Source organism: Magnetospirillum sulfuroxidans (assembly GCF_018224925.1).
Lineage (GTDB): Bacteria > Pseudomonadota > Alphaproteobacteria > Rhodospirillales > Magnetospirillaceae > Magnetospirillum > Magnetospirillum sulfuroxidans.
This window is the reverse complement of sequence record NZ_JAGTUF010000013.1, coordinates 53170-67232: the sequence shown is the minus strand read 5'-3', so window position 1 is coordinate 67232 and position 14063 is coordinate 53170. Positions and strand designations below refer to the sequence as shown.

Sequence of the window (14063 nt, the reverse complement as noted above, 5' to 3'; positions counted from 1 at the left end):
TGTATTGGCCAGGCGCTTTGCACAGAGAAGGCTATTGCATGGCCTAATCGGCAGGAGGGATCAATGATCGAGATTACGCAACGGGCCGCCATGGCCCACGCCGATGGTCAAGCGGCCGGCATACGGATCACCGCTCGGCGTTGTAAAGGCGGGCGGACCACTTTATGATTGAGGTCATAGCAAGGAGTGGCTATGGCTGCCGATTATTCGAAATTGCTGGAAGGCATCCGCCCCAACCGTCTCATGCTCGCCGCCGGCGATGTGGTCATGCGCGCCGGTGACAAGGTCGCGGCTATCTATGCGGTGGAGACTGGGCGTGTGGCGCTGTCGCGTCATGGCAGCGTCGTGCATGTGGCCGATCCTGGCACGTTGTTCGGTGAAAGCGGATTATTCGGCGAAACCAATCCGGTGGATGCGGTGGCCATGGGGCCGGCGGTGGTGCTGGCCTATGCCCAGGCCCAGGTGCTGTTGCATCTGCGCGCCCATCCCGACCTCAATCTGGCCTTTTCCGCCTATCTGGCCCGCCGTCTGAACGCGGCGCGGGCGCGCATCGAATTGGGCAAGCTGCGCGGTGCCCAGGACCGGGTGGTGGCTTTTCTCACGCAGGCCGGGGCGGCGGAAGGTTGGATCAAATTGGGGCAACCCTTATCGCACATTGCCGCTGATATCGGCCTGACCCATGAAGCGTTTTATCGAACCTTGCGCAAGCTGGTGGATGCCGGATTGTTGGAACGCCAGGGCCGACGGGGCTTTTGGCTGAAGGGCGATCATGCATAAGGACCGGTTGGTGGCGGTGGCCTTTACCCTGTGGGCGGTTTTGGTGACCGGGGCCTTTCTTCAGGCCAATGGTGCCTACTTGTTTGGCAAATTGCTGGAACGGCTGGGGCGGTGATGCTGGCCTTTGCCGTGACAGCCGCACTGATTCTGGCTTTGGCCGGATTGGGCCGGCCGCTGGCATGGCGGCTGGGGACATGCCGAAATGGCCAGCACTTGACCGAGGCCGAGCTGTGGGCCTTGGCCCCGTTATTGGGGGCGTTGCCGCTGGCTGTTCTGGTTCAGGTGGTGGGGGCTTGGCGTTACGATCCCCTGAGCATGGCGGTGACGCTGGCTGTGGCCTTGTTGCCTGCCTTGGCGTTCTTGCGCCTGCGTCCCTTTGTGCCCGTGCTGCCGTGGTGGCCGTGGGGATGGATGCTGGCTGTGCTGGTCGGGCTGATGGCGGTGTCGGCCTTGGCCCCTCCGTTGGATCACGACAGCATTCGTTACCACCTGACCTTGCCGCGCCGTGACCTGGAATTGGGACGGATCGGGCTGTGGTTCGGCTGGAGCATCTACGAGTTTTTTCCGCCATTGACCGCTTTGCTGACCCGGCTTGCCTATGCCTTGGGCGGGGCCGCGGCGGCGCAGATGCTTAATGTTTTTTGGGTGGTGATGGCGGCATTGTGGGCTGGTCTGCTGGCGCGGCGGTTGGGCTTGGGGCCGCAAGGTGCGATGGCGGCGGCATTGTTGTTCGTCAGCCAAAGGGTGGTGCTGAATCTGGGGGCGGCGGTGACCACCGATATTCCCTTGGCCGCCTTCATCGGTGCTTTCGCTGCTGTGGCCGTGGCCGGAACCGAGGGGGCGCGCCGTGCTTTGTTGCTGGGTTTGTTGCTGGGCGCGGCAATGGCGACCAAGTATCAGGGAATTGTCGCGGCTGTGGCGATGATGACACCCTTGGCGGTGTTGGCGCTGCTCCGGCGGCGTGGCCTGCCGGCCTTGATTCTGGCGGGAAGTGTCGCCCTGCTGGTGCTCTCGCCGATCTTATTGCGGAATTTCTGGATCACCGGCAATCCTGTGTTTCCAACCGCGCATCCATTGTTCGGCGCCGACAATCTGGACATTTTCGCCCCCTTTACCCAGGCCATGGCCGCAAGGTCGGTGGTTCCCGGCGGCTTGGCTGCTTTGCCGTGGACCATGTTCATTTTGCAAGACGCGTTCGATGGTCTGCAATTCGGCTTTCCCATTTTGTTGTTGGGCTTGCCTTTTGCTTTCTTCCGCCATCAAGGCGGGCGGGCGTTATGCTTGGTCGGGATCGTGATTTATACCCTGGTCTGGTGGGGGGCCATGCCTCATTTGCTGCGCTTCTTGCAGCCGATCTTTGTGCCCCTGGCCGCGCTGGCGGCGGCGGGGCTGGTCGAAGTGGCGGTTGTCGGCAGACGCATCGGCTGGTTTCGTCCGGTCTTTGCCGCAAGTGTCGGTGTGGCCATTGGCATACAGGCATTGTTCGCCGGTTCATCGGCATTGTATCGGCTGCCGGTTGCCTTGGGATTGGCGGATATTCGCTCTGCCTTGGAAGTTCCAGCGTTTCAGTATTACGGCCTGATTACCCCGTGTCTGTGGCTGCAAGACAACTTGCGGCCGGGAGAACGCTATGTGGCGGTGATCAACGATCCTTCGGTCTACTGCCCGCAAGCACCGACTTTGCATCCTCTTGGCGCTGGCGAGGCGGCGCGGTTCTATAGCCGTGGCGGCCTGCCGGCCCTATCGGCGGCACAGGTCGCAGAGATGTTGCGCGGCGGCAATGTGCGCTATGTGCTGGTGGCGAATAATCCCGGCACCGATGACGAAACCTATGCCTTCGCCAAGCATCGTTTCGATGCTGTGCTGTTGCCGATTCTTCGGCAGCAAAAGCCGTTGGTGGATTCGGCCAGCGGCAAAATCTACGATGCGCTTGCGGTCCTGGCCGCGTTAGAAAGCGGCATTGGCGCAGCAGAGCCAGCATCCGGGCGGTGATCTGCATGATCAGGCCGGGGCGGGCATGCCACCACACGATCATGATACGTATACTAACGTGAAGGTTGCGCTTAGGCCTGTCTTTTGCTGCACTGCGCAGGTTCTTCCGTCAGCAGGGATTGTGTCATGATTATCGGTATCGACCTTGGCACCACCCATTCCCTGGCCGGTATCATGACTGACCAAGGGCCAAGGCTGGTTGCCAACGCCCTGGGTGAGGTGTTGACCCCCTCGGTGGTCGGCTTGGCCGATGACGGCGCGCTGCTGGTTGGCGCCGCCGCCCACGAGCGCCTGCATACCCATCCCCGGCTGACGGCGGCGGCCTTCAAGCGCTATATGGGCAGCGACCGCGAGCTGATTCTGGGCAATCGCCGGTTCCGTCCCGAGGAATTGTCCGCCCTGGTGATCCGGTCGTTGCTCGATGACGTCCAGGCCCATACCGGCGCCAAGGCGACGGAGGCGGTGATCAGCGTCCCGGCTTATTTCAGCGACGCGCAACGCAAAGCCACCCGCAACGCCGCCACCTTGGCCGGCATCCGGGTCGAACGGCTGATCAACGAGCCCACCGCCGCCGCTCTGGCCTATGGCCTGGACCAGCGCGATGCCGAATCGCGCTTTTTGGTGGTGGATTTGGGCGGCGGCACTTTCGATGTCTCGGTGCTGGAACTGTTCGATGGTGTGGTCGAGGTGCATGCCAGCGCAGGTGACAATTTCCTTGGCGGCGAGGATTTCGTCGACCTGCTGGCCGAGTTGGCCCTGGCCGATTTGAAGTTGGACGCCAGCACGCTGGCCGGCGGTGACGTCGCCGTATTGCGCAATCGCTTGGAGACGGTGAAGAAACGGTTGAGCCGCGAGCCTGACATCGAGGTGGATTTGCCCATCGACGGCGCCAGTCATTGCTGGCGGGTGTCACAGGAACGTTTCATCGCCGCCGCCGCGCCCTTGGTCGAGCGCATGCGCGCGCCTATCCAGCGGGCCATGCGTGACGCCCGGTTGTCGGCGGACCAAATCGACGAAGTGGTGGTGGTGGGCGGTGCCTCACGCATGCCCATGGTGGTGCGCATGGTCGGCACGTTGTTCGGCCGGCTGCCGTTGCGTCATCTCAATCCCGACGAAGCCATCGGCCTGGGGGCTACCGCCATGGCCGGATTGAAAAGCCGCCACGCAGCCTTGGAGGAAACGGTCATCACCGATGTCTGCCCCTATACCCTGGGGGTCGAGACGGTGATGGCCGGCAGTGATGGCAATTGGCTGTCCGGCACCTTTCAGCCCTTGATCGAACGCAATACCACCATTCCGGCCAGCCGCGAGCAGACCTTCGTTCCGTTGCAGCGCGATCAGAAGGAATTGGAGCTGCGCATCTTTCAAGGCGAATCGCCGCGTGTCGCCAACAACATCCTGCTCGGCGCGCTGAAATTGCAATTGCCGCCCTTCGATGAACCGCAACAGATGCCGGTGGTAGTGCGTTTCACCTATGACGTCAATGGCCTGCTGGAGGTCGAGGCGACCTTGGTGGTGAGCCAAAACACCACGCGCATGGTCATCGAACAAAATCCCGGCCTGCTGTCGGCCGAGGAAATCGAGCGACGGCTGACCGCCTTGGCGGCGCTGAAACTGCATCCGCGCGAACAGCAGGCCAATCTGGCGCTGATCACTCGGGCCGAGCGGCTATACGAAGAGTTTCTGGGCGAGGACCGTCAGGCGGTGATGACCTGTCTGGTGGCGTTTCGCTCGGAATTGGAAAGTCAGGATAACGACCGCATTCGCCATGCTCGTCATCATTTCGCTCAATGGCTGGCCCAATTCGATCAAGTCGCCCCGTTATGAGCGTCGATTTCCCCTGGAACGAGCTGGGGATGGATGGTCCCGGCGATCGCCGCGCCATCAAGCGCGCCTATGCCGTCCGGCTGAAATCCTGCCGGCCCGAGGATGATGCCGAAGGCTTTGCCCGATTGCGCCAAGCCTATGAAATAGCCCAGGCCTGGGCGACGGATCAGGACGGGCAGCCTATCGCCCCTGTTTTCGTCGCCGCATCACCGGAGGGCGATGATAGGCCCCCTGCGCCGCCTGCGTCCCCTGCGCCAAGCGAGATGGAACCAGAGCCATGGACCCTTGCTCGGCGTGACAATGATGACCCGCAGGCATTGGCCCAGGCGTTGTTGGCTTTGGAACCGGCGGCGCTGGCGCGCGAACTGGTCGAAAGTCCCGCGCTGTGGAAGCTGGAGGTCAAGGATCGGCTGTCGGCGATTCTGGCCCGCTGCGTGATCGCGGCACCTGGAGCGGTGTCGTCCGAAACCGTGGCGATCCTGGCCGCGTCTTTTCATTGGGATGACGTTGCTGAATGCCGCCGGCTGGCCCAATTGCACATCCCGGTGGACGTGCTGCAACAGATTCTCCAGGCCGCGCAACTGCGTCGGGTGGTGGATGAGGGCGGGCCGGACGTACCGCCATTGGCCCAAAATTTGTTGCGTTGGGGGGCGGGTCCAAAGGCCTGGGCCTATGCCCTGCGGTGGAAGGGGGCGGCCAATGTTGCAGCCTATCTGTCGCAATTCCCGCCGCCGGTGGCCCGGTTGGTGTTCGGCGACAATGTCATTCGGTTTTGGAATCTGGTGGGGTGTGACGGCGGGGTGCTTGCCCTGCATATGTTGCGCCTGAATCTGATCTTGCTGGGCTTGGTGCTGTGGGTGCGTTCGCCCGGCTACCCGGAAGTCAGCATGGGTGATTTCCTAAGAGCCCTGGGCGCTCCGGCTAAGATCATGAACGCTTTGATTCTGTCCATTGCCAGTTTCAAGCTGAGTGTGATCTACGGTTTCCAGCCGATCAGTCAGCCGGTCCCACTGGGGTGGAGCCGTCGGTGGCGTTTGGCGGCAATCGCTGTTTTGATTGCCGTGATGGCGGTGATGGCGGCCTTTACTCCGTTGATCGTGCTCACCGGCCTCAGCTTGGCGATTGCCGGGCTGGTCTGCGTCACCATGCTCAAGTTCACCTCCTCACTCATTTGGGGGGTTTCCACTCTGGCTTTCATCGGGGCGGGCTTGCGCGGGCTGCAGGAATTGTCGTTATTCCGGCCGGTGGTTGAACGGATTCTGAGCTTTGACGGCTTCTGGTTCGGCCTGATGCTGGCCGCATTGTTGATGGTGGTTGCCGAGATGGTTGTGCGCGAAGCTGACGCCGTCTTGCGCTGGCTCCCGCCAAGAATGTCGTCGGGGATCCCCGCCACGGCCGTTCTGCTGGTGATCTGGCTGTTTGCTCAGTGGTTCTGATCGTCGCGTAGCCGTGCCAGCACCTCGATCACCGTCTGGTCGGAAAGGGTGCGGATAGATTCCGCCAGTCGGTTGGCCAGTTCGGTGCGGTCGGGGCTTAGTCCGGCGCTATCAATGGTGACGCGCGGATGCGACAGCTCGGCCAAGCGTTTGAGATCCTCGGCCTCGTCCCAGATCAGGCCGAAATAGCCGGCGATCTGCATGACCAGACCGGGGGCGGGGCGACCGCGATGACCATGTTCCAGCGCCGACAAATAGGCGGAGGAGACGTGCAGGTCGGCGGCCATGGTTTTCAGGGCGATGCCCTTGATCTCACGCAAGCAGCGAATGCGGGCGCCGAAGGGGGTCATGCCCGTTTTCGCTTGATCAGCACATACAGGGCCCCCTCGCCGCCATGCTGGGGCCGGGCGTGGGAAAACCCCAAGATGCGTTCCCGCAGCGGGCTTTGATTGAGCCAGCGCGGGACCTGGGCCCGCAAAATTCCTGGTCCCTGCTTGCCCTTGCCGGTGATGACCAGCACGCAGCGGCGGCCGCTTTCATAGGCGCGGCCAACAAAGGACAGCAACGCCCCATGGGCCGAATCCTGGGTCATGCCATGCAGATCAAGCGAGGCGTCGATGACCATGTCGCCCTTTTTCATCCGTTCGGATGAACGGCGATCTAGGCCGGGGGTGTTGCCGTGACTAAGATCGGGCAGGGCGACACGCGGCTTGGGTGGCGGCGCTGGCGGCGCCGGCGGGTAGGCCGGTGGCGGCGGCGTTGATGGCGGCAGCGGCGCGGCTTCGTCCGTTTCCTCGGCCGGCAGGTCGCGCCCGGGCAAGGGGGCGACGTCGCGGATGACGGCGCGCCAGATTCGGGCTTCATCCGGGGTCACCGCACGGCGGCGCGGACGGTGGCCGGCCGGATAATCGCCGCTCATGGCGGCAGGATTTCGCCGGCGGCGGCATCGGGCATGTCGGTCTCGGCCGGGGTGGCCGCCGCCGCCGCCGGATCATCGGATAAATTGCGCTGGGCGAATTTGCGCCAATCGCCGCGCGGCGCCAGACAGGGCGGCTCGTTGCTGTCGGGCATATAGATGGCGATCCCGCCCAATTGCCAGATCTGATGCCAGTGATGGGCGGTTTCCAGCATATAGGCGGTGGTGCGGTGACGGATGCGCCAGGCGATGAAGTGCTTGATGCCCAGCAGATGGGCCAGGGCGCCGATGGTCATGGCGACGATGCCGAAGGCCACCCCGGTGGCCAGCAAGATGACCAAGGCCAGCACCATCATCACCATCAACGGCATCAGATGGTCCCAACCGTTATGGACGGGCGAGCCCTGGAAATCCAACATGCGCTGATCGGTATAGATGTGCACCCGCCCGCTCTGCACGGCGAGGCGCAGGCGATCGTGCAGAGCGATGGCCTCTTGTGTTTTTTTCTCTCGCCAGGCGGCCATCAGTTCGCTCATGGATCCGATCCGCTAATTGATGCCGGCAATTCTGGGGGAGCGTCGCTGTGGCAGCAATACCCAATAACGGCCGCCGCTTTTCATGCGGCCGGCTTTGTCGAAGGCTTCTTCCCCGGTTCCCCAGAAAAAATCGCCGCGAACGGGGCCTTTGATGGCGGCACCGGTATCTTGGGCCATGACCAGACGGCGCAGCGGCTGCCCCGACGGCTCCACCGTATCGAGAAACAGCGGCAGACCCAGGGCGACATAGCGCGGATCGACGGCGATGGAGCGGCCGGCGGTCAGCGGCACTCCTTCCGATCCAACCGGGCCGTCGCCACTGATGGTCTGATAGAACACATAGCGGGGATTTTCCGCCATCAACGCCTTGGCCTGGGCGGGGTGGGCCTTCAGCCACGCCCGCACGCCGGGCATCGAGGCGTCTTCGATCAAGCCGCGGTCGCGCAAGATGCGGCTGATGCCGACGAATTTCAGGCCGTTGGTGGCGGCGACGCCCAGGCGCAACACGCTGCCGTCCTCAAGACGGATGCGGCCCGATCCCTGGATATGCAGGATATGGGCATCGACCGGGTCTTCCACCCAGGCGATGGCGCTGGCTTGCGTGGCGATGGCCCCCGCTTCGATCTCGGCCCGGCTGGCATAGGGAACGAATTTTCCGCCGACCATCCGGCCGCTTTCCATGCTGCCATCGGCGCCGCGCCGGGTCACCAGATCACGCGGCTTGCCCAGGATGGGGACGACGAACTTGCCCTTCTTGCTGCGTGATCCCGGCAATTCCGGTTCGAAATAGCCGGTGAACAGACCATCGGCCGAACCGTTGTTGACGGCGAGGAAGGGGGTGAACCAGCCTTCGAAGAAAACTCGCGCGCCATCATGGTCGGTGGCGGCGATGCGTCTGGCGGCAGAACAAGGGGTGTACCAATCGGCCACCGTTCCGCCCATGCCGTTCTGGCCCACCGATTTGTCGTTGGGCTGTTTGAGCAGGCGGTCGCAGGTGCGGTTCAGCGCCGGCAGCACGGCGGCGGCGGCATCGTCGCGCCAGCCGGGCAGATCGGCGAATTGCGAGGGAATGAGGCCGAATTGATCCGGGGCCGCTGTGGGCGGCGCGGGCGGGAGCGGCGGCGGCTGGCGCGGCGATCCCGGCGCGCACGACGCCGCCAGGACGGCCAGCAAAAGGACGGCCAGACGCTTCATCGGGGGCTAAGCCTCGTCTTCGACCGGATCGTCGGCGATGGCGCGGGTCGCCGACAATTGCCAGTTGGGATCCTTGGAACGGGTGTCGCGGCTAAAGGTCCATTCATCGATCACCGGGGTGATGCGCGAGGGATCGCCTTCAAGGATGCGGCCGTCCAAATCCTTGACCACGTTGATCTGTTCGGAGACGAAGCGCACGGTGACCTGGGCGACGGTGCCGACCAGCAGCGCCTCGGTGATCTCGGCCGAGCGGATGCCCATGAGTTCACAGTTCAAATCCTCGCCGGCACGGGCGCGGGCGTCGATGCCTTCGCAGAACGGCTGATAGACCTGATCGGCCAGCAACGGCCGCAACGCCTTTTTGTCGCCATTGGCATAGGCGGCGACGATCATCTCGAAGGCCATGCGGGCGCCGGCCAGGAAGGTCTCGCCGGAAAAGCTGGGGTCGCGGGCCGAAATGGCGGCCTCGCCCGGGCTGATCGGGCCGGCAGGGGCGATGCCGGGCTCGGCGGCATCGACCGGCTTGCGGGCCTGCGCCAGATCGACGACGTTGTCGGTGGCCGGTTTGGGGCCATTGTTCCAACGTGTCGGCGGGCGTTCGTTGCCGGTGCGCTTGCCCAGCACGCTGCGCAGGCGCAGAATCAGGAAAACCGCCACTACGGCGAAAAAAACGATATCGAGGGCGTGAAAACCGTCGTCCATGGACCTACGTCGCGTTGTGGCTGTTTGCTACCGTCACAGATAAGCCCGGAAAGGGGAAAGAGCAAGCATGGCTTGGCTGTTAATTGTGGCGGTGATCGCCATTCCGGTGGCGGAAATCGCCGTTTTCATCAAGACCGCCCAATGGGTCGGCCTGCTGGCGGCGGTGTTGCTGGCGGTGGTCGGCGCTTTGGTCGGGTTGATGCTGGTGCGGGCGCAGGGATTGCGCACGATGATGCGGGCCAAGACGCTGATTGATCGCGGCGAAATGCCGGTGATGGAAATGTTTGACGGTCTGTGCGTCGCCTTGGCCGGTGGCCTGTTGATTCTGCCGGGCTTTCTATCCGACGGTCTTGCCCTTTTGCTGTTGCTGCCGCCGGTGCGGGGGCTGTTGAAGCTTTGGTTGGCCCGGCATTTCGTCGTTGCCGGCCCGCCGCAATCGGGGCCGACCATCATTGATGGCGACTATCATGTGGTCGAACCCGACGATCAACGGATCGGCCGGGACTAGAAACAGCCGGCGATCCGTGTTAGCGGTTGGCGATCAGACGCGAATTCCATGCTAAGGAACCAGAAGATGTCCGACGAAAACAACCTGCCTCCCATGGTCATCAACGGCCAGTACGTTAAGGATCTGTCGTTCGAAGTGCCGGGGGCGCCGGGGATCTATGGTGAAATGGCCGGCCAGAATCCGGAAATTCCGATTCACGTCGACATCAATGCCGCCGCCATCGCCGACAAGACCTATGAGGTGACGCTGCACCTGCGGGTCGAGGCGCATCTGTCGGAAAGCAAGCCGGTATTCATCGCCGAACTGGCCTATGCCGGTATCTTCACCCTGAACGTGCCGGACGAGCATGTGCAGCCCATGCTGCTGATCGAATGCCCGCGCCTGCTGTTCCCGTTCGCCCGCTCGATCATCGCCGACATGACCCGCGATGGCGCCTTCCCGCCGCTGATGATCCAGCCCATCGATTTCATGCAGCTTTACCGCGCCCGCATGGAAGCGGCCGAGACTCAGCAAGCCGGTAACGCCTAAAACCGCTTTTTTGCTTGGATCATGGCCGGGTCAAGCCCGGCTATGACGCTGCGCCCTCTTGGTTGTTTGATCAGCGTCCGGGGGCGCCGCGATTCAGTTGGCGCATGGCTTGATCCAACCCCTCCAGGGTCAGGCCGTGCATGCGTCCGCCCATGGCCTGATGCAGCATGGCGATGGATTCCGTCCAGGACCATTGCCGGGCGGGCGACGGGTTCAGCCAGGCGGCCGCCGGCCATTGCGTCAGCAATCGGTTGATCCATACGCTGCCCGCTTCCTCGTTCCATTCTTCCACCGCCGCGCCGGGGGTGGTGATCTCCCAGGGGCTCATCGAGGCATCGCCGACGATGACCAGCTTCCAATCGGGCGGATAGGTGTGGATGACGTCCCAGGTGGCGATGCGGTCATCCCACCGGCGGGAATTATCGCGCCACAGATGGCCATAGGGGCAATTGTGGAAGTAGTAATGTTCCAGGTGCTTGAATTCCGAGCGTGCGGCCGAGAACAATTCCTCACAGGTCTGGATGTGTGAATCCATCGAGCCGCCGACGTCAAGCAACAGCAACACCTTGATCTTGTTGTGGCGTTCGGGCCGCAGATGGACGTCGAGCATACCGCCGGAGCGCGCCGTGCCGGCGATGGTGGCGTCCAGATCCAACTCGGTGGCGGCGCCGTCGCGGGCGAATTTGCGCAGCCGCCGCAACGCCATGCGGAAATTGCGGGTGCCCAGTTCCACCCCATCGTCCAAATTCTTGAACTCGCGGCGGTCCCACACCTTGACGGCGCGGTTGTGGCGGTTGGTTTTTTGGCCGATGCGGATCCCGGCCGGGTTATAGCCATAGGCGCCAAACGGCGAAGTGCCGCCGGTCCCGATCCACTTATTGCCGCCGTGATGTTCCTCGTTTTGCTCGGCCAAGCGTTCCTTGAGCGTTTCCATCAGCTTGTCGAAGCCGCCCAGGGCTTGGATTTCAGCCATTTCCGCAGGAGTCAGCAGTTTTTCCGCCAGGGCGCGCAGCCAATCTTCGGGGATTTGCGCCAAAAACTCTTCGATACTGCCGGCTTGCGACACCACGCCCTCGAACACGGTGGCGAAAACGCGGTCGAACTTGTCGAGATTGCGTTCGTCCTTCACCAAGATGGCGCGGGCGAGATAATAGAAATCCTCGACGCTGAACCCGGCGGCGCCGCGGACCACCGCTTCCAGCAGGGTCAGATATTCCCCCAGGGAAACCGGCACCTTGGCGGCGCGCAAATCCAGGAACAGGGTCAGGAACATGGGCTTATGAACCCCGACGGTTCATGAAGGCCAGCCGCTCGAACAAATGGATATCCTGCTCGTTCTTCAGCAGCGCCCCATGCAGCTTGGGGATCAGGTTTTTGGCGTCCTTGTCGCGCAATTCGTCCGGCGACAGGTCTTCGGCCAGCAACAGCTTGATCCAATCCAGCAATTCCGAGGTCGACGGCTTTTTCTTCAGCCCCGGCACCTCGCGCACGTCAAAGAACACGGTCAGGGCCTGATGCAACAGCGCGGGCTTGATGCCGGGATAATGCACCTCGGCGATGCGCTGCATGGTGTCGCGGTCGGGGAAACGGATGTAGTGGAAGAAGCAGCGGCGCAAAAAGGCGTCGGGCAGTTCCTTCTCGTTGTTGGAGGTGATGATGACCAACGGCCGTTTCGCCGCCTTGACCACTTGACGGGTTTCGTAGACGTGGAACTCCATGCGGTCGAGTTCCAGCAACAGATCGTTGGGGAATTCGATGTCGGCCTTGTCGACCTCGTCGATCAGCAAGATTGGGCACGGATCAGTGTCAAAGGCCTGCCACAGCTTGCCCTTGACGATGTAATTGCCAATGTCGTGCACGCGCGGATCGCCCAATTGCGAATCGCGCAGTCGCGCCACCGCATCGTATTCGTACAGACCTTGCTGCGCCTTGGTGGTGGATTTGACGTGCCAGGAAATCAGCGGCCGATTCAGCGCCTTGGCCACTTCCTGGGCCAATACCGTCTTGCCGGTGCCGGGCTCGCCCTTGATCAGCAACGGCCGTTCCAGCGTCAAGGCGGCGTTGACGGCGATCATCAGGTCGGGGGTGGCGATATAGCTGTCGGTACCGGTGAATTTGGTCATGGGGATCCTCCTGGTTGCCCAAGGTACGGTCGGGACGGAGGAAGGGCAAGGGTTGGAATGGGTCTAAGGCGGCGGGGTGGCGCACTCAACCTTTTGTCTGGATCGGACCATTAAGGGGCGGTGACGTTGACGCATTCCACCCGCCAGCCATCGGCGGTGGCGTCCAGGCGAGTGAGCGACAGCGGCTGCACGGCGAAGCGCAAGGCTTGGGACGGGTCCAGACCCAAGGCCACGGCCAGGGCGGCGCGGATGGCGCCGGCATGGATCACCGCCAAGATATCGCGATCGCCATGGATCAGGGACAGCCGGGCCAGGGTGTCTTTGACCCGCAGGCAGATTTCGGCGAAGCTTTCGCCGCCAGGGGGGGCGGTATGGGCGGGATCACGCCAGAAATCGGCCAGTTCCGGTTCCTTGTCCAGCGTCAGATCGGTCCATGAGCGGCCCTGCCAGCGGCCGAAATTCTGTTCCATCAGATCGGGTTCGATCAGCGGCGGCGGCAAGACCAGGCCCGCGGCTTCCAAAGCCCCCGAGGTTTGGCGGCAACGCATCAGACCGCTTTCCACCAGCAACGCATGGGACGGGATCCGCTGGGCCAATTGGCGGAAATCCTCATCGTCGGAAACATCGCAAGAAACGTCCAACTGGCCGTGGATGCGACCATGCGGACAAGGTACGGGGCCGTGGCGGACCAGCCACCACCGTGTGACGGAGTTCTTCATGACCAGGTTCCAGCCAGAGCGATCAGGATGGCGATTTCGGCAAGTTGCTGGGTGGCGCCCAAGATATCGCCGGTGAACCCGCCGAACCAGCGCCGAGCCAGCCAAGCCATGGCGGCGCTGGCGGCAATGGCGGCGATGATCGCCACCGGGGCGGCCATCCCGGCGCCGATGGCGGCGATGACGCAGCCCAGCACCCCGGCGCTGGCGGCGATACCGGCATGGGGCATCCCGGCCCCGGCGCCAAGGCCATCGGTGCGGGCCGGCGGCAGAATCTGCATGACGGCGGGAATCATGGCGCGCGACAACGCCGCCGCCGCGACGCAAGCCCCCAGCCCGGCCAGGGCGGAGGGGGCGGCGGCCAGGGCGGCGGCGCGCAAGGCGATGGAAAAGACGATGGCCAGCACGCCATAAGCGCCCGAGCGGGAATCCCGCATGACCTCAAGCCGGTGGTCGCGATCGCCCCTGGCCCCCAGCCCGTCGGCGGTGTCGGCCAGACCGTCTTCGTGCAAGGCCCCGGTGAGCACAAGGGTGGTCAGCAGCGCCAGCAAGGCGGCCAAGAGCGGCGGCAAGACCAAAGCGGCGGCGGCGAAAACGGCGCCGCCGCACAGGCCGATTACCGCCCCGGCCAGCGGAAACAAGCGCATGGCCCGCGCCAGGGCGCCGGGCTGGTAAGGGCCGCTCTCGGGCAGCGGCAATCGGGTCAGGAAGACCAGGGCCAGATGGGCGTCGGCGACAAGGCCGCGCCAACCGGTGGCGGAAGAATTGGTTTGGCTCACGGCAGTTCATCTTTGGTGACGGCGGACGA

General features: G+C 63.4%; 16 protein-coding genes. 7 read left to right on the top strand and 9 right to left on the bottom strand.

Features of this window, described 5'->3' with window-relative positions:
- Positions 1–192 precede the first annotated feature (192 nt).
- From KEC16_RS13550 to KEC16_RS13535, 5 genes are all read left to right on the top strand, one after another.
- Complete coding sequence (locus KEC16_RS13550; protein WP_211549810.1) at positions 193–777, top strand: Crp/Fnr family transcriptional regulator; 585 nt, start codon at positions 193–195, stop codon at positions 775–777.
- Positions 770–892: a hypothetical protein gene (locus tag KEC16_RS20010; protein WP_283091920.1), complete on the top strand. Its 123-nt coding sequence runs from the start codon at positions 770–772 to the stop codon at positions 890–892. The genes KEC16_RS13550 and KEC16_RS20010 overlap by 8 nt, the downstream gene beginning before the upstream one ends.
- Complete coding sequence (locus KEC16_RS13545; RefSeq protein WP_211549808.1) at positions 892–2769, top strand: DUF8201 family protein; 1878 nt, start codon at positions 892–894, stop codon at positions 2767–2769. The genes KEC16_RS20010 and KEC16_RS13545 overlap by 1 nt, the downstream gene beginning before the upstream one ends.
- 126 nt (positions 2770–2895) lie before the next feature.
- Positions 2896–4596, top strand: coding sequence for a molecular chaperone HscC (locus tag KEC16_RS13540; protein WP_211549807.1), 1701 nt, complete (start codon positions 2896–2898; stop codon positions 4594–4596).
- On the top strand, positions 4593–6032 hold the full coding sequence (locus KEC16_RS13535) for a hypothetical protein (protein WP_211549805.1): 1440 nt from the start codon (positions 4593–4595) through the stop codon (positions 6030–6032). Before KEC16_RS13540 ends, KEC16_RS13535 begins: the two co-directional genes overlap by 4 nt.
- Here the strand turns inward: KEC16_RS13535 and KEC16_RS13530 are convergent.
- The 5 genes from KEC16_RS13530 to KEC16_RS13510 are packed head-to-tail and all read right to left on the bottom strand — an operon-like array spanning position 6020 to position 9380.
- A complete protein-coding gene (locus tag KEC16_RS13530; protein ID WP_211549803.1) occupies positions 6020–6382 on the bottom strand; it encodes a helix-turn-helix domain-containing protein in 363 nt (120 codons plus the stop codon). The genes KEC16_RS13535 and KEC16_RS13530 overlap by 13 nt on opposite strands.
- Positions 6379–6951 (bottom strand): Smr/MutS family protein, encoded by a 573-nt coding sequence (locus KEC16_RS13525; RefSeq protein ID WP_211549801.1) that lies wholly within the window; start codon positions 6949–6951, stop codon positions 6379–6381. The genes KEC16_RS13530 and KEC16_RS13525 overlap by 4 nt, the downstream gene beginning before the upstream one ends.
- Positions 6948–7484 carry a hypothetical protein gene (locus KEC16_RS13520; RefSeq protein WP_211549799.1) on the bottom strand — a complete coding sequence of 179 codons (537 nt, stop codon included), beginning with the start codon at positions 7482–7484 and terminating at the stop codon, positions 6948–6950. The genes KEC16_RS13525 and KEC16_RS13520 overlap by 4 nt, the downstream gene beginning before the upstream one ends.
- Before the next feature lie 12 nt (positions 7485–7496).
- Entirely contained in the window at positions 7497–8678 is a 1182-nt protein-coding gene (mltA, locus tag KEC16_RS13515) for a murein transglycosylase A (RefSeq protein ID WP_211549797.1), read from the bottom strand.
- Between the two features lie 6 nt (positions 8679–8684).
- Positions 8685–9380 carry a Tim44/TimA family putative adaptor protein gene (locus KEC16_RS13510; protein WP_211549795.1) on the bottom strand — a complete coding sequence of 232 codons (696 nt, stop codon included), beginning with the start codon at positions 9378–9380 and terminating at the stop codon, positions 8685–8687.
- A gap of 67 nt (positions 9381–9447) precedes the next feature.
- Between KEC16_RS13510 and KEC16_RS13505 the strand changes: the two genes are divergently transcribed.
- On the top strand, positions 9448–9888 hold the full coding sequence (locus KEC16_RS13505) for an FxsA family protein (RefSeq protein WP_211549793.1): 441 nt from the start codon (positions 9448–9450) through the stop codon (positions 9886–9888).
- Between the two features lie 66 nt (positions 9889–9954).
- Positions 9955–10416 carry a protein-export chaperone SecB gene (secB, locus tag KEC16_RS13500; protein ID WP_211549790.1) on the top strand — a complete coding sequence of 154 codons (462 nt, stop codon included), beginning with the start codon at positions 9955–9957 and terminating at the stop codon, positions 10414–10416.
- 70 nt (positions 10417–10486) lie between these two features.
- On the opposite strand, the gene KEC16_RS13495 is transcribed toward secB, so the two are convergent.
- From KEC16_RS13495 to cobS, 4 genes are all read right to left on the bottom strand, one after another.
- Positions 10487–11689, bottom strand: a complete 1203-nt coding sequence (locus KEC16_RS13495; RefSeq protein ID WP_211549788.1) for a vWA domain-containing protein — start codon at positions 11687–11689, stop codon at positions 10487–10489.
- Between the two features lie 4 nt (positions 11690–11693).
- Entirely contained in the window at positions 11694–12539 is an 846-nt protein-coding gene (locus tag KEC16_RS13490; protein WP_211549786.1) for an AAA family ATPase, read from the bottom strand.
- 110 nt (positions 12540–12649) lie between these two features.
- Entirely contained in the window at positions 12650–13258 is a 609-nt protein-coding gene (locus tag KEC16_RS13485; protein ID WP_211549784.1) for a histidine phosphatase family protein, read from the bottom strand.
- Positions 13255–14034 carry an adenosylcobinamide-GDP ribazoletransferase gene (cobS, locus tag KEC16_RS13480; RefSeq protein WP_211549783.1) on the bottom strand — a complete coding sequence of 260 codons (780 nt, stop codon included), beginning with the start codon at positions 14032–14034 and terminating at the stop codon, positions 13255–13257. Before cobS ends, KEC16_RS13485 begins: the two co-directional genes overlap by 4 nt.
- Positions 14035–14063: the final 29 nt, after the last annotated feature.

What these genes read in the sequence shown, in the direction of transcription:
- KEC16_RS13520 (WP_211549799.1), bottom strand. Translation starts at nt 7,484, where the DNA reads ATGAGCGAACTGATGGCCGCCTGGCGAGAGAAAAAAACACAAGAGGCC.
- secB (WP_211549790.1), top strand. Translation starts at nt 9,955, where the DNA reads ATGTCCGACGAAAACAACCTGCCTCCCATGGTCATCAACGGCCAGTAC.
- KEC16_RS13485 (WP_211549784.1), bottom strand. Translation starts at nt 13,258, where the DNA reads ATGAAGAACTCCGTCACACGGTGGTGGCTGGTCCGCCACGGCCCCGTA.
- KEC16_RS13495 (WP_211549788.1), bottom strand. Translation starts at nt 11,689, where the DNA reads ATGTTCCTGACCCTGTTCCTGGATTTGCGCGCCGCCAAGGTGCCGGTT.
- KEC16_RS13490 (WP_211549786.1), bottom strand. Translation starts at nt 12,539, where the DNA reads ATGACCAAATTCACCGGTACCGACAGCTATATCGCCACCCCCGACCTG.
- KEC16_RS13540 (WP_211549807.1), top strand. Translation starts at nt 2,896, where the DNA reads ATGATTATCGGTATCGACCTTGGCACCACCCATTCCCTGGCCGGTATC.
- KEC16_RS13510 (WP_211549795.1), bottom strand. Translation starts at nt 9,380, where the DNA reads ATGGACGACGGTTTTCACGCCCTCGATATCGTTTTTTTCGCCGTAGTG.
- KEC16_RS13550 (WP_211549810.1), top strand. Translation starts at nt 193, where the DNA reads ATGGCTGCCGATTATTCGAAATTGCTGGAAGGCATCCGCCCCAACCGT.
- KEC16_RS20010 (WP_283091920.1), top strand. Translation starts at nt 770, where the DNA reads ATGCATAAGGACCGGTTGGTGGCGGTGGCCTTTACCCTGTGGGCGGTT.
- mltA (WP_211549797.1), bottom strand. Translation starts at nt 8,678, where the DNA reads ATGAAGCGTCTGGCCGTCCTTTTGCTGGCCGTCCTGGCGGCGTCGTGC.
- KEC16_RS13545 (WP_211549808.1), top strand. Translation starts at nt 892, where the DNA reads ATGCTGGCCTTTGCCGTGACAGCCGCACTGATTCTGGCTTTGGCCGGA.
- KEC16_RS13505 (WP_211549793.1), top strand. Translation starts at nt 9,448, where the DNA reads ATGGCTTGGCTGTTAATTGTGGCGGTGATCGCCATTCCGGTGGCGGAA.
- KEC16_RS13530 (WP_211549803.1), bottom strand. Translation starts at nt 6,382, where the DNA reads ATGACCCCCTTCGGCGCCCGCATTCGCTGCTTGCGTGAGATCAAGGGC.
- KEC16_RS13535 (WP_211549805.1), top strand. Translation starts at nt 4,593, where the DNA reads ATGAGCGTCGATTTCCCCTGGAACGAGCTGGGGATGGATGGTCCCGGC.
- KEC16_RS13525 (WP_211549801.1), bottom strand. Translation starts at nt 6,951, where the DNA reads ATGAGCGGCGATTATCCGGCCGGCCACCGTCCGCGCCGCCGTGCGGTG.